14 protein-coding genes are annotated in these 12,582 nt (G+C 59.6%); 8 read left to right on the top strand and 6 right to left on the bottom strand.

What is annotated here, in order from left to right; genetic code table 11:
- Positions 1–49: 49 nt before the first annotated feature.
- Positions 50–217 (bottom strand): hypothetical protein, encoded by a 168-nt coding sequence (locus HFO99_RS26445; RefSeq protein ID WP_222364585.1) that lies wholly within the window; start codon positions 215–217, stop codon positions 50–52.
- A gap of 155 nt (positions 218–372) precedes the next feature.
- On the opposite strand from HFO99_RS26445, the gene HFO99_RS26440 reads away from it, so the two are divergent.
- The 5 genes from HFO99_RS26440 (at position 373) to HFO99_RS26420 (ending at position 5,687) form a co-directional block, all read left to right on the top strand.
- Positions 373–981, top strand: coding sequence for a 50S ribosomal protein L25/general stress protein Ctc (locus HFO99_RS26440; protein ID WP_222364584.1), 609 nt, complete (start codon positions 373–375; stop codon positions 979–981).
- 235 nt (positions 982–1,216) lie between these two features.
- Positions 1,217–3,568 carry an EAL domain-containing protein gene (locus HFO99_RS26435; RefSeq protein WP_222364583.1) on the top strand — a complete coding sequence of 784 codons (2,352 nt, stop codon included), beginning with the start codon at positions 1,217–1,219 and terminating at the stop codon, positions 3,566–3,568.
- Between the two features lie 25 nt (positions 3,569–3,593).
- Positions 3,594–4,307 carry a substrate-binding periplasmic protein gene (locus HFO99_RS26430; protein WP_222364582.1) on the top strand — a complete coding sequence of 238 codons (714 nt, stop codon included), beginning with the start codon at positions 3,594–3,596 and terminating at the stop codon, positions 4,305–4,307.
- A 190-nt stretch (positions 4,308–4,497) separates the two neighbouring features.
- The gene (pth, locus tag HFO99_RS26425; RefSeq protein ID WP_222246836.1) at positions 4,498–5,229 is read left to right on the top strand and encodes an aminoacyl-tRNA hydrolase; all 732 of its coding nucleotides are present in this window, start codon (positions 4,498–4,500) and stop codon (positions 5,227–5,229) included.
- Entirely contained in the window at positions 5,226–5,687 is a 462-nt protein-coding gene (locus tag HFO99_RS26420) for a GNAT family N-acetyltransferase (protein WP_222364581.1), read from the top strand. Before pth ends, HFO99_RS26420 begins: the two co-directional genes overlap by 4 nt.
- A 27-nt stretch (positions 5,688–5,714) precedes the next feature.
- Here HFO99_RS26420 and clpS read toward each other — a convergent pair whose 3' ends face one another.
- Positions 5,715–6,026, bottom strand: coding sequence for an ATP-dependent Clp protease adapter ClpS (clpS, locus tag HFO99_RS26415; RefSeq protein WP_222246834.1), 312 nt, complete (start codon positions 6,024–6,026; stop codon positions 5,715–5,717).
- 332 nt (positions 6,027–6,358) lie between these two features.
- Here clpS and ychF point away from each other — a divergent pair, with 332 nt between their 5' ends.
- Positions 6,359–7,462: a redox-regulated ATPase YchF gene (ychF, locus tag HFO99_RS26410; RefSeq protein ID WP_024319526.1), complete on the top strand. Its 1,104-nt coding sequence runs from the start codon at positions 6,359–6,361 to the stop codon at positions 7,460–7,462.
- Positions 7,463–7,534: 72 nt separating this feature from the next.
- Here the strand turns inward: ychF and HFO99_RS26405 are convergent, their stop codons facing one another.
- A complete protein-coding gene (locus HFO99_RS26405) occupies positions 7,535–8,629 on the bottom strand; it encodes a hypothetical protein (protein ID WP_222364580.1) in 1,095 nt (364 codons plus the stop codon).
- A gap of 81 nt (positions 8,630–8,710) precedes the next feature.
- On the opposite strand from HFO99_RS26405, the gene HFO99_RS26400 reads away from it, so the two are divergent.
- Together HFO99_RS26400 and HFO99_RS26395 are read left to right on the top strand one after the other, a co-directional pair.
- Entirely contained in the window at positions 8,711–9,175 is a 465-nt protein-coding gene (locus HFO99_RS26400) for a MaoC family dehydratase (protein WP_222364579.1), read from the top strand.
- Positions 9,172–9,639, top strand: coding sequence for a MaoC family dehydratase (locus tag HFO99_RS26395; RefSeq protein ID WP_222364577.1), 468 nt, complete (start codon positions 9,172–9,174; stop codon positions 9,637–9,639). Before HFO99_RS26400 ends, HFO99_RS26395 begins: the two co-directional genes overlap by 4 nt.
- Positions 9,640–9,724: 85 nt before the next feature.
- Here HFO99_RS26395 and HFO99_RS26390 read toward each other — a convergent pair whose 3' ends face one another.
- The 3 genes from HFO99_RS26390 to HFO99_RS26380 all read right to left on the bottom strand — a co-directional run bounded on the left by HFO99_RS26390 (position 9,725) and on the right by HFO99_RS26380 (position 12,568).
- Positions 9,725–10,267: an adenine phosphoribosyltransferase gene (locus HFO99_RS26390; protein ID WP_168251175.1), complete on the bottom strand. Its 543-nt coding sequence runs from the start codon at positions 10,265–10,267 to the stop codon at positions 9,725–9,727.
- A gap of 115 nt (positions 10,268–10,382) precedes the next feature.
- On the bottom strand, positions 10,383–11,267 hold the full coding sequence (locus HFO99_RS26385) for a cytochrome c1 (protein WP_222331395.1): 885 nt from the start codon (positions 11,265–11,267) through the stop codon (positions 10,383–10,385).
- 20 nt (positions 11,268–11,287) lie between these two features.
- Positions 11,288–12,568 (bottom strand): cytochrome b, encoded by a 1,281-nt coding sequence (locus HFO99_RS26380; protein ID WP_170254792.1) that lies wholly within the window; start codon positions 12,566–12,568, stop codon positions 11,288–11,290.
- Positions 12,569–12,582 lie beyond the last annotated feature (14 nt).

The following is a 12,582-nucleotide window of genomic DNA, read 5'->3' as shown; positions in this document are numbered from 1 at the left end:
CCTTTTTGAACGCGGCCATCCAAAGATGCGAAGCGCGCCGATGTCAACCTCAGCTGTGGAAGAGAATGGCGATTTTGCCGTTCATACGGCCGCGTATTTCGGACGGCGAGAACATCGCCTCCTCGTATCCGGCACTCGGCTCACCGTGACGATCGACGCGATGCTCGAATGCGGTTTCGGTTTGCCGAAGCGTGTAGAAAACAACCCGAATCCGCAACTTGCGTTTCCGATCGACTTATAATATAGGCCACCGGTCCGTGTAGACACCCTTGGAGGCAACGCGGATGAGGTCGGGTCATATCGCCTCCGGTTCGTCGGAACAAGGCTTTTGCCCGCCGCCGAACTCTCCAAATAACCTCGAAAGGAATAGCCATGAGCCAGGAAACTTACGAGCTCAAGGCCGAGGCGCGCGAACGGGTTGGTAAGGGGTCCGCCCGTGAACTTCGCCGCAACGGTTTGATTCCCGCTGTCATCTACGGTGACAAGCAGGCCCCCATTTCCATCACTCTCAACACCAATGAGGTGACGAAGCGTATTCACGCCGGTGCTTTCATGACCACCGTGGCGACGATTGACGTCGACGGCAAGAAGCACAAGGTTCTGCCGAAGGACTACCAGCTCGATCCGGTCCGTGACTTCACCATGCATGTCGATTTCCTGCGCGTCTCCGGCAACACCCAGGTGACCGTCGAAATCCCGGTTCACTTCATCAACGAAGAGAAGTCCCCGGGCCTCAAGGTCGGCGGCGTTCTGAACATCGTTCGCCATGAAGTCGAAGTTCATTGCCCGGCCGATGCGATCCCTGAGTTCTTCAACATTGATCTCAGCGGCAAGAAGATCGGCGACAGCGTCCATATCGCGGAAGTCACTCTGCCGAAGGGCGTCACCCCGGTCATCGACCGCGACTTCACGATCGCGACGATTATCGCTCCGGCTGCCGGCATCGACGAGAGCGCCGCGGAAGGCGAAGCCGAAGCCTGATCGCTTCGACGAATTTGTAAAGCATATGGCCCGCTTTCCCCAGTGAACTGGCCCCCGAAGGTTGTCGTCCAACTTTCGGAGGCCAATTCACAGGGAAGGCGGGCTTTTCATTGCCTCGAAAGGCCCCGTTTCAGCAACATTTAACAAATTCGTGAAAGCATGTTCCGTCAGCTGCGAAGAAGCCCGCCTTAATGCGCGACGGCAAATATGGCGGCCCGGGGGAGTAGACGGAAACATGAACAATTCCGTTGAGAACAGATTTTTTGCGATAGTTTGCGGAGCGCTGCTTGTTTTTGTTGCTCCCCTCTTTGTTCTCTTCCTTTTCCTTTCCTCGGAACGAGCCGACAAGGAAATACGCGATCACATCTCCGTTCTTCTCGTCGCCAATGCCCAGGCGCTGGCCAAACCGCTGTGGGACCTCGATGAGGAGAGCGTTACCCAGATCAGCGCGACGGTCGTTTCCCAGGGCGCCATTGTCAAGGTCGAAGTGCGTGACCAGTCAGGCCAGCTCGATGTCAGCCAGTCCACCATTCCGCGCTCCTTCGACGGCAAGCTGGTGCAGGTGTCGCGCGCCATCATCTACAACGCTGTCGACGGTCCGAAGAACCTCGGCAGCATCAGCGTCTATTATCCTGCGCTCGGCCTGTTTTCCGGCCTGAAGCAGGAAGAGGTCGTCTTTATTTCGATCTTCATCTTCGCGGTGCTGACCGTTTTCGGCACGGCGCTGATCGGCAACCGTTTCTTCGTCATCCAGCCGCTGATGCGGCTGACGGCGGCGATCGAGGCCACCCGCCAGCTCGGCTCCCGCCATCATGTCGACTGGCAGTCGAACGACGAGATGGGACGGCTTGCCCATAGCTTTAACGAGATGCAGACCAAGCTCGAAAGCGAGGAAAAGGAGCTGAAGCTCGCCCACCGCCGCGCCACTGACATCTACAATCTGACGCCCGCCATGCTCTTCTCGCTCGATGAGGAAGACCGCATCACCGCCGTCAGTGATTATTGGCTGCTTGCCACAGGTTATAGCCGCACCGCCGTCATCGGCCGCAACTTCGCCGATCTCGTCACTTCCGCCACCCGCGACAAATTCATCAAGCGCCGCCGGGCCGAAAGCGGCATGACCGTCACCGTCAAGTTTGTCTGCCTGGACGGTCGCACCATGGACGTCCTGATCATGGAATCAGAGGCGGGAGCCGGCGCTCACGACCGCCTCTCGCTATCGGTCATGACCGATGTCACCGAACTCAAGGCTTCCGAGGACCGCAACCACCGCCAGGCAATCACCGATCACCTGACCGGGCTTCTTAATCGCCAGGGCTTCGAGGCCGTCCTCGACAATAAGATCGCCGCCGCCGACGCCGCCGGCCAGGAGCTCGCCTGTCTCTTCGTCGATCTCGACCGCTTCAAGTGGATCAACGACAATATGGGCCATGCCGCCGGCGACCTGGCGCTGGTCGAGCTCGTCGAGCGCCTGAAAACCCATCTTGCCCCCTCCGACGAGGCAGCCCGTCTCGGCGGCGACGAATTTGCCATCTTGCTGCCGGCAAAGGACGCCGAAAAACGCGCCAAGGCAATGTGCGAGCAGATTGCCACGCTCTTCGAAACGCCATTCGCCCCGGACATGCATCTGAGCGCTTCCGTCGGCATCGCCATCTATCCGCATCATGCCGCAACCGCGGCCGAACTGCTGCAGAAATCCGACATGGCGATGTATGCCAAGAAACGCGACGGCAAAAACGGCGCGCAACTCTTCGACAATGCCATGCTCGACCGTGCCCGCAGCCGCGCCGAGATCGAAGCCAATATCGAAGCCGGCCTCGTCGACAACTGGTTCGAGGCCTTCCTGCAGCCGATCGTCAACCTGAACGGTCGCGGCATATCAGGTTTCGAGGCGCTAATGCGCCTCAACCATCCACAGAAGGGCTTGATGCCGCCGGCCGAGATCATCAGCGTCGCCGAGGAGACGGCAAAAATTGTCCGCGTCGGCAACGTCATCATGGAAAAGGCGGTCGCCAACCTCGCCAAGATTTCCCGCATCCCCGGTATGCAGGATACCTATCTCGCCATCAACTTCTCGCCGCTGCAGTTCGAGCCGGCGCTGCCGGCCCGTCTTGCCGCCATCGTCGGTCGCCACGGCATCCGTCCCGAGCGCATCGTCGTCGAGATCACCGAGGCTGTGCTGATGCACGACAACCCTGAGATCCGCATGATCGTCACCGAGCTTCGTCGCTTCGGCTGCCGTATCGCGCTTGACGATTTCGGCACCGGCTATTCGTCGCTGAGCTACCTTAACCGCTTCCCTGTCGACATCATCAAGATCGACCAGTCTTTCACCCGCGCGATCAACGACGGCGATGACGACGTGCGCCAGAAGAGCCGCATGCTGATCGAAGGCATCACCACGCTCTCCCACAAGATGGATTGCACCGTTATTGCCGAAGGCATCGAGACCGAAGAGGAGTGCCGCACGCTCCACCAGATGGGGCTTGACTATGGCCAGGGCTACCTCTTCCACCGTCCGCAGCACGCAGCCACGCTGATCGAGGAACTGATGGCCTCGCAATCGGCCATCGCACGCGCCTCGTAAACGAAGAACGAAGGAGATGATGCCGATGAAAAAGCTCCTGCTTCTCGCATGCCTGGCGCTGCCATGCACCGCCCATGCGCAAACGGTGATCTTCGCGACCGAGGATTATGCCCCCTTCAACTACCGCGAAGGCAAGGAGATCAAAGGCGCGACCGTCGAGCAGGTCGAAAAGATAATGGCCGCGATCGGCGTCGACTACACGATCGAAATCATGCCCTGGGCGCGCGCTTTCAGCCTTGGCCGCACGGCGCCGATGACGTGTGTCTTCGCGACCGCCCATAACGGGGCGCGTGACCCGTTGTTCAAATGGGTCGAGCCGCTGCTCATCGACCGCAACATCCTGATCACCCGCAAGGGTTCTACTGTCACCGCCAGCAATCTGGACGAGGCGAAGAAATATACGGTCGGCACTCAGCGCGAGGATTACACCGAGACGATCCTGAAGGAGAAGGGCTTCACCAAGCTCGATGTCGCTAGCGATTTCAACGCGACGCTGCGCAAACTGCTTGGCGGGCGCATCGACATGATGCCGATCTCCGAACTCTATTTCGAAAAACTGAAGGCCGACCAGCCGGTGGAATTGGTGACCGTGCTCTCCGCCCAGCCAATGGGCATCGCATGCGAGAAGAACTTTCCGGACGATCTGCTCGCCAGGATGCAGGCTGCTCTCGACAAGCTGATCGCCGATGGCGACCAGAAGCAGATCTTCCTGAAATACGGCATGAACCTGTCGGAATGACTCCGGAGACAACTGCCCTTTCCGCTTGACTTTGCGTTCATTTCGCGGTGGTGAACGGCGGGAAGTTCTAAAGCACGTCGCGATCTTTCAGATTTGCTCCTCGCGCTTTAGGTCTTTGTTTTTACGCATGTCGTTGTCGCAAAACCGCTGCACACTTTGCGCGACATGCTTTAGCGAGGAAAAACAGGCCATGCTGATCATCGCGGGTCTCGGCAATCCCGGCAGCAAATACGCCGGCAACCGCCACAATATCGGCTTCATGGCCGTCGACGCCATCCATCGGCGCCACGGCTTTTCGCCCTGGTCGAAGAAGTTTAGGGCCGAGATCGCCGAGGGCGAGGTCGGCGGCGAGAAAGTGCTGCTGATCAAGCCGCAGACCTTCATGAATCTTTCCGGCGAGTCCGTCGGCGAAGCGATGCGTTTCTACAAGCTCCAGCCGGCCGATCTCGTGGCAATCTACGACGAGCTCGACCTTCCCCAGGGCAAGGCGCGGCTGAAGACCGGCGGCGGCCACAACGGCCACAACGGCATCAAGTCACTCGACGCCCATTGCGGCAGGGAATACCGACGGCTACGCCTCGGTATCGGCCATCCCGGCATCAAGGAAATGGTGCAGAACCATGTGCTCGGCGATTTCGCCAAGGCAGACAAGGCCTGGCTGGAGCCGCTTCTCGACACGCTCGCCGACAATGCCGACATGCTGGTCCGAAACGAAGATTCGCAGCTGATGAACAAGATTGCGCTGGCGCTCGGCGGAAAGGCCGAGGAGGAGAAACCGGCGAAAGAAAAGAAGGACGTCGAGAAGAAGCCGGCCGGCCAGTCGCATATCCATCAGGCCCGCAACCACAATCAGCCGAAGTTGCCGGCCACCGGCCCGATGGCCGACATGCTGAAAAAGATGTTCGGCAAAAAGGGCGATTGAGACCGATGCCGGATCAAGACGTCATCATCCGCCCGGCTACCCGCGGCGATCTCGCCGGTCTCATGACGCTTTACCGTCACCTGAACCCCACCGATCCGGTTCTTGACGAGGCCATTGCCGAGGAACGCTTTTCCGCCATCCTGGCCCAGCCCGGCATGATCGTCTTCATCGGTTTTGCGGGTGCGGTCGCCGTCGCCACCGTCACAAGCGTCGTCGTTCCGAACCTGACACGGAACGGCGCCTCCTATGCGCTCATCGAAAACGTCGTCACCCATGCCGATCATCGCAAGCGCGGTTACGCCCGCGCCGTCATCGGCCATGCGGTGGCAGACGCCTGGAGCGCCGGCTGCTACAAGGTGATGCTGCTCACCGGCTCCAAAAATCCGGCAACATTGCGCTTGTATGAGAATTGCGGCTTCGTGCAGGACAAGACCGGCTATCAGATTCGCCGGCCCTAACCCTATTTTAGAGCCCTCGGGCAGCACCTATTCTTCCGGTTCGGTGGTGAACATCAGCGGAAAGCCCATGCCCTTGGCAAGGTCGATGCCTTCCTTGGCCTTGGTCTCGGCGATATCTCTGGCGCAGACTACGACCACGCAGGAACCGAGCTTGTGCGCCGTCATCATCACCCGGTAGCCGGTCTCCTCGCTCATGCGGAAGACGGCTTTCAGGACCAGGATGACGAATTCGCGCGGTGTAAAATCGTCATTGACGAGAATGACCTTGTAGAGCTTCGGCTTGTCCAGCTTGAGCTTCACCTTGGTCTTCGGTTTCAGGGCAATGTCATTGTCACTCATCGGAAAAATCCACCCGTTGATGACATGGGGTCAGGAATCTTCAAAACCATCTAATCATTGTCGATGACGAATTTTCGACAGTCGGCCGGCTGGCTCCCCGCCCCAAACAGGCAAGAGCTGGTCGCCGGCTTCGACACTGATAGGGCCACTGCGTCTATACGATCAGCGACCGGCAAATCAGCAATATGTCGAAATCTCCATCGGTATTCAAGAATAGGCCAGCACCGATCCGTCGGCAAGTGAGCGACGCTAAAAGCTCTCTAAGACTTGACCACATTGCTCCTTTATCCCATAGGCACCAGCAAGGAATTCAAGAACAGCAGGTTTTAGCCATGGGCTTCAAATGCGGTATCGTCGGGCTGCCGAATGTCGGCAAATCGACCCTCTTCAACGCGCTCACCAAGACGGCCGCCGCACAGGCGGCGAATTATCCCTTCTGCACCATCGAGCCGAACACTGGCGAAGTCGCCGTTCCCGATCCGCGCATGCGCAAGCTTGCCGACATCGCCAAGTCGAAGGAATTGATCCCGACCCGCATCTCCTTCGTTGATATCGCCGGCCTGGTGCGCGGCGCCTCGAAGGGTGAAGGCCTCGGCAACCAGTTCCTCGCCAATATCCGCGAGGTCGATGCTATCGTGCATGTGCTGCGCTGCTTCGAAGACAGCGACATCACTCATGTCGAGGGCCGCATCAACCCGGTCGCCGATGCTGAGACGATCGAGACCGAACTGATGCTTGCCGACCTCGAAAGCCTGGAGCGCCGCACTGAGCAGACCCGCAAGCGCGCCACCGGCAAGGACAAGGATTCGGTGGCGATGCTGCCGATCATGGAAGCCTCGCTGAAGCTGCTCAACGAAGGCAAGCCGGTTCGCACGCTGCTGTCGACGCTCGATGCGGAAGAAATCGTCATCCTCAAGAGCCTCAATCTTCTGACTTCGCATCCGGTGCTCTACGTCTGCAACGTCGCCGAAGGCGATGCCTCGACCGGCAACGAATTCACCGAGGCTGTCGCGGTGATGGCGAAGGAGCAGGGTGCTGAAACCGTCACCATCTCGGCGGCGATCGAGTCTGAGGTCGCCCAGCTTCCCGAAGAGGAGGCCAAGGAATTCCTCTCCGCCCTCGACCTTGACGAGGCGGGCCTCGACCGGCTGATCCGCGCCGGCTACAAGCTGCTCCACCTCATCACCTATTTCACCGTCGGCCCGAAGGAAACACGCGCCTGGACGATCGAGCGCGGCACCAAGGCGCCGCAGGCCGCCGGCGTCATCCATTCAGATTTCGAACGCGGCTTCATCCGCGCCAACACCATCGCCTATGACGACTACATCAAATACAACGGTGAAGTCGGCGCCAAGGATGCCGGCAAGGCGCGCGACGAAGGCAAGGAATACGTCGTCCAGGACGGCGACGTCATCCACTTCCGCTTCAACACCTGAACGGATACTGCCGCTATCCCGATCCATTCATTTCGCCCAAATCGCTCAGCGGTTTGGGCGAAATCGTAAGATTTACGGAGTTGCCCCTAAGACGGCCGGCGGCAGTCTTTGCGAAATGGCGGCCGGCAGCGCCGGCAGCACGAGGCGGCGCAGCGGCATCCAGCCCGTTCCGATGACGAGCACGATCACCCCGACGACGATCAGCGTCGTGAAGATATAGGTATCAACCGTCGCACTTCCCTGCCGGAAAATGCCGTAAATCGCAAAACCGAGCGACAGCAGCCCAGACGTGACGAAGGCCCGCCGGTCTATGACAAGGCCGATCAGCATCAGCACCGCAACGCTGATAACGATGATCGGCGTCTTGATCGAAACCGTCTGGGCAACATCCAACAAATTGCCGTCGAACGAAATCAGCAGGCGGACGCTGAAGAGCAGCGCCGGTGCAGCACCCAGATGAAGCCAGAAGGCGATATCGGAGCGTGTTGTCCGGCGCATCCGATCGCCAAGGTCGAAATACAGCGCCGTTGCGAACAGTCCGAGCGCGCAAACGAGGCAGACCACCGCGAGCAAGACGGGATGGTTGGCGAAGAATTGCGGATCCCCGCTCGCCCATTGCATGAGCCGCAAAAGCAGGGTGAGGACGAAAGCAAGGGCCGACATGATGCAGAGCGCCAACGCCAACGGCACACGATAGCGGACATAATAGGCGCCGAGAATGATAGGGAAGCCGGCAACGAACTGCGTCGCCTCCGCCCCGTTGAAAGCAGGTGTTATCGGCTTGAAGAAGAAGGACATCAGCAGGAATGTCCAGCAGAACAGCGCGATCGTCAGGCTGACTGCCGGCAGAGCAAGCCGCTGCCCGCGCACCAGGATCTCCGAAAGCACAATGATCGCAGGCAGCACGGCATAAAGGGCGGCAAGCCCCCAGAGGCCGCCGAGCGCCACGACGACACCGATCGTGATCAGCACATCGTGAAAGCCGCGCACGAAACGCGGTGTCTCGGTATCCGACCAGGCCTGCTCTTCCTGCGCTGCCATTACCGGCCGTGCCTCTATGACGGTGACGCCGCGCTCGACCAGAAACGGCAACAGCCGCCCGCCTGCCTCCGGCGAAATCAGCCCCTGGTGTGCAGCTTCGTCGAGTATCGATCTCAGTTCCGTCATACCCATTTATCTCCCCGGAATCATTGAGCCCGCACGGATGCTATTGTAAGCATTGTGCGCTGCATATGGCGGGAGGAACGAATGTCGGCAGAAAAACTTTCCTTCGAGGATTTCCGGCCCGGCCGCCGCTTCGCGCTTGGTCCGAAGCTGGTCGTCGCCGAGGAAGTCATTGAGTTCGCAAGGGAATTCGATCCGCAGCCGATGCATCTCGACGAGGCAGCCGGCCGCGCCAGCATTCTCGGCGGGCTTGCCGCCTCCGGCTGGCACACCTCTTCGATGTTCATGCGCATGATGGCCGACAGCTATCTCCTGAACGCGCTCGCCGAGGGCGCGCCTGGTATCGATTTGATGGAATGGCGCAAGCCTGTCCTTGCCGGCGACACGCTGTCGGGCCATTCGACTGTGCTCGAATCCCGGCCGATGCGCTCGCGGCCCGGCATGGGCATCGTCAAGTTCCGTCATGAGGTGGAAAACCAGCGAGGCCAACTCGTCTTGGTCTCAGAAAATTCGGTCATGCTCCGCATGCGCCCGGAGACATCAGCATGAAAATGTCCGACCTCTACACCGTCGGCGAGAAGGCCGAGATCGGCAGCTACACCTTCACCGAGGAAAGCATCATCCGCTTCGCCAAGCGCTTCGACCCACAGCGTTTTCATATCGACAGGCAGGCGGCAAAGGAAAGCCTCTTCGGCGACCTCTGCGCCTCCGGCTGGCACACGACGGCCGCCTGGATGCAGACTTTCATCGCCTTTTGGGAAAGGCAGAGCGTAGCACTCGCGGAAAAGGGCCTGACAGCACCGAAGCTCGGCCCCTCACCGGGTTTTCAGAACCTGCAGTGGCTGCAGCCGGTGTTCGTCGACGATAACGTGTCCTATTCCGTCGCCTTACTCTCCAGCCGGGCGCTCGCTTCACGGCCGGGCTGGCACGTCAACACGATCCTCTGCGAAGGCGTTAATCAAAACGGCGGTCCCGTTATCCGCTTCGAAAGCGGCGTCCTCGAATTCGACTGACGCCGCCCGCAATGGATGTGGTTCGGAGCATGCTGCCGAAACGTGTGAGCGGTTTTCGGACGACATCATGCTCTATTTCTTTGATCTAATGCCCGGAGAATTCGACCAGCGTGTGCACGATAACGCCGAGTTCTTCCAGCTTCCTGCGGCCGCCGAGATCCGGCAGGTCGATGACGAAGCAGGCGCCGACCACTTCCGCGCCCATCTGGCGCAGCAGCTTCGTTGCGCCGACGGCCGTGCCGCCGGTGGCGATCAGGTCGTCGACCAGGATCACCTTCTCGCCGGGCTGCACCGCATCGCGATGCATCTCCATCTCGTCGACGCCATATTCCAGACTGTAGGCGATGCGCACGGTCTCGTGCGGCAGCTTGCCCTTCTTGCGGATCGGCACGAAGCCCGAGGAAAGCTGGTGGGCCACCGCACCGCCCAGAATGAAGCCGCGCGCCTCCATGCCGGCGATCTTGTCGATTTTCGTGCCCGCATAGGGCTGCACCAGTTCGTCAACCGCCCTGCGGAAAGTGCGTGGATTGCCGAGCAGCGTGGTGATGTCACGGAAAATGATGCCGGGCTTGGGATAGTCGGAAATAGAGCGGATGCTGGCTGCGAGCTCCGAAGTCGTATTGTCCATGGAAAGTCCATATTCTGCGAGGGCATGAAACTGGCCGCACCCTATCAATTGCCAGGGGCGGAACCAACAAAAAAGGCGGCCCGAGGCCGCCTTTTGAATGTCGATCGGGAACCGCTCAATGTTCCTTGTTGGCGTAGATCGACCGCTTCGTCAGGTAGATCAGCACCGTGAAGATCAAGAGGAAGATCATGACCATGAAGCCCGTACGCTTGCGCTCCTCGAGATGCGGCTCGGCGGCCCACATCAGGAAGGCGGAGACGTCCTTCGAATACTGGTCGACCGTCGCCTGCGCACCATCGTCATAGGTCACCTGGCCGTCGGAGAGCGGCTTCGGCATGGCAAGCACGGCCGCAGCGTGGAAATAGGGATTATAATGTCCGCCCTGCGGCACCTGGAAACCGGCCGGCGGCTCTTCATAGCCAGTCAGCAGCGAATGGATGTAATCCGGGCCACCTTCCTGATACTGCGTGAAGATGTCGAAGACGAATTGCGGGAAGCCGCGTTCGACTTCGCGAGCCTTTGCAATCAGCGAAAAGTCGGGCGGAGCCGCACCGTTGTTGGAAGCAGCAGCGGCTTCCGCGTTGGGGAAAGGCGCCGGGAAGTGATCGGAAGGGACCGCTTTGCGGGTGAACATCTCGCCGGCAGCGTTCGGGCCGTCCTGAACCTCGTAATTCGCTGCGAAAGCCTTCACCTGCGCCTCGGAATAACCGAGCTCGTCGAGCATGCGGAAGGGCACAAGGTTCATCGAATGACAGGCGGAACAGACTTCGGTGTAGACCTTGAGGCCGCGCTGAAGCTGACCTTTGTCGTAATGGCCGAATGGACCGGCAAAAGTCCATTCCTCCTCCTTCGGCTCCTTCAGCGGATAGTGCGGTGTCGCACTTTCCTCGTGATGGGCCGGAGCCGCGCCGTTTGCGGGCGTCGCCTCCTGGGCAAAGGCGGCGCTGCTGAGAACGGTAGCGACAGCGAGCGGCAGAATGCTTGCAACAAGCTTTTTCATATTCCTATTCCTTCGCTCGCTTACGCTTTGGCCGCCGCACTGGCTGCAGCTGTTTTGTTGCGCTTTTCGAGCACCGCTTCGGTGATCGAGTTCGGGATGCGGCGCGGCGTTTCCACCAGGCCGAGAACTGGCATCGCGACCAGGAAGAAAGCGAAGTAGAGGAGTGTGCAGAACTGCGAGATCATCACATAGCCACCTTCCGCCGGCTGCGAGCCGAGCCAGCCGAGGATGATCGCATTGATCACGAACAGCCAGTAGAACAGCTTGTACCAGGGGCGGTAGACGGCCGAACGGACCTTCGACGTATCGAGCCAGGGCAGGAAGAACAGCACGATGATCGCGCCGAACATCACCAGCACGCCGCCGAGCTTGGAGTCGATCGGACCGACGTTGAAGGTGATCGAACGCAGCATCGCGTAGAACGGCAGGAAGTACCATTCCGGAACGATATGGGCCGGCGTCTTCAACGCGTCGGCCGGGATGTAGTTGTCGGCATGGCCGAGGAAGTTCGGCAGGTAGAAGACGAAATAAGCATAGACCAGCAGGAAGACCGAGACGCCGAGCGCATCCTTCATTGTCGCATAGGGCGTAAAGCGCACCGTATCCGTCTTCGTCTTGACCTCGACGCCCGTCGGGTTCGTCTGGCCGGTGACGTGCAGCGCCCAGATATGCAGGACGACGACACCGGCGATCATGAACGGCAACAGGTAATGCAGCGAAAAGAAGCGGTTCAGCGTTGGCTGTTCGACAGCAAAGCCGCCGAGCAGGAACTGCTGCACCCATTCGCCGATCAGCGGAAAGGCGGAAAAGAAGCCGGTAATGACGGTCGCACCCCAGAAGGACATCTGACCCCAGGGCAGAACGTAACCCATGAAGCCGGTCGCCATCATCAGCAGGTAAATGACCACACCGAGAATCCAGAGAATTTCGCGCGGCGCCTTGTAGGAGCCATAGTAGAGGCCACGGGCAATGTGCAGGTAGACGGCGACGAAGAAGAAAGACGCGCCGTTGGCATGCATATAGCGCAACAGCCAGCCATGATTGACGTCGCGCATGATCTTTTCAACGGAGTTGAAGGCGATCGTCGTTTCGGCGGCATAGTGCATGGCGAGAACCACGCCGGTCAATATCTGTAGGATCAGCATGACCGAGAGCATTGCGCCGAAAGTATAGGCATAATTCAGGTTACGCGGAACCGGATAGGCGACGAAGCTGTCATAGACCATGCGCGGCAGTGGAAGGCGCGCATCGACCCATTTCTCGAGGCCGGTTGATGGCTCGTAGCTGGAATGGCCACTCATTAATCAGTCTCCCC

The sequence above is a fragment of the Rhizobium leguminosarum genome, assembly GCF_019798305.1.
Lineage (GTDB): Bacteria > Pseudomonadota > Alphaproteobacteria > Rhizobiales > Rhizobiaceae > Rhizobium > Rhizobium leguminosarum_U.
This window is presented reverse-complemented; position numbering and strand designations above follow the sequence as displayed.